Below are 1,483 nucleotides of genomic sequence, written 5' to 3' on the forward strand. Positions count from 1 at the left end.
ATTTTGTACATTTATCGATCGAAGTTAGGTAGTTGAGATTGTTGAAAGTGTTACTACTATGAATCTTACTATTAACAATATGTGAAGAATGGGTCGTGATTGCTATCTGACACTGAAGGGTCTTTGATATCTCAGAGGAAGTGTTAGCTATCTCTAGTGCTTTCTTTACAGCATCATCAATACGTTTTATAAAGAACTCTTGCATTTGTGGATGCATGAATGCTTCAGGTTCCTCTATAAAGAGTAGATTGATCCTACTAAAATGACTTTTATCCTCATAGCTATCTACGAAGTGTATTATCTCACCAATTATATTTAAGAGGTTTATGTAGCCCAGCCCAAACTGGTCTTCAGGTATATAGTCCTCACCATCCATAAAATTATATTTAATCAAACGTCTTATTATATCATCATAAGTGACGTTTCCTGACAGACTTAGATCTACCTTATCAGAGCTTTCGACCTGTCCCAGAACCTTCGATATATCACTGCTCTTTGGGCTAACATTTCCTGTAATTAGATCGTTTATAGCATCTATATTCTGTTCAAGCGCTTGTCGTGAGCTATTATCGTTTGTTAACTGAAATGCGACAATTTTATTAAACACATCACTTAATACGCCTTCCTTGAGATGTCGATTTGCCTTTATCTCTTTGATGTTTATTAGCTTTTTTAAAGAAAACTTTTCAGTTGAATCTCCTAAACAGTCAATGAATGAAGTTTGGTATAAGTTACCCTCCTTGCTAACGCTGCTTGTTGCCTTAGAAAGTAGAGAGTAAAACTTCTCAAAACGCTGTTTCTTTTTCGTTTCGGTGTCTGCTTCTTTAAAAATCCTACTGACTTCTTCTTTAAACTCAGGCTCCTCTGCTAGCTCAATTCGAATCTTAATCTTTACGCTGACTGGCCCGTCATTCCCATCTTCACTTATTGCTATGAAAGGAGCTAGATGAGTCATCAAATCTTCATCATTAAAGTTCACTTTGATATTCAAGCAGAACTCTATACTAGGTGTATCTAAATTGGGAAAGTTAGTTGCCTCATCTCCTTCAAAGGCCAACCTATATTGATTAAACAACTCATTTAAGTAGGTTAGGTTAAAGTCTGATGCAGATGGTTGCTCATTGTTGCATAACAACTTTAAAGCATTTGCGATGGTTGTTTTTCCCGCATTATTCTTACCAATTATCAAAGTAGTTGAAGGGGAGATTACAGGAGCATGCCTAGTACCTTCCGTATCAAGCTCAATTACCTCTGGTTCTACGAAACAAACCGTGTTGTGTGAAGTACGAAACTTACGATAGTTTTTTATTGTTAGACTTTCTAAATGCACAGGTTCGCCTCTTTTTATATTTCAGCAACTTAAATACGTGCATTATACTACCATATCCATTCTGTTGAATATTTAATTGAAATCATGGATGTAGTGGATAAGTAGATTTGACCACGCGGTTGGAGTTCTCGGCACAAGAAAAGGTAATCGGAG

At 36.3% G+C, this 1,483-nt stretch carries 1 protein-coding gene; it reads right to left on the reverse strand.

All coding sequences use genetic code 11. The features are described from left to right. Nucleotides 1-1,330: AAA family ATPase (locus IQR33_RS34130; RefSeq protein WP_322631802.1), on the reverse strand; the 1,330-nt coding region annotated here is incomplete at its 3' end. Nucleotides 1,331-1,483 lie beyond the last annotated feature (153 nt).

Source organism: Vibrio sp. OPT46 (genome assembly GCF_015163535.1).
Lineage (GTDB): Bacteria > Pseudomonadota > Gammaproteobacteria > Enterobacterales > Vibrionaceae > Vibrio > Vibrio alginolyticus.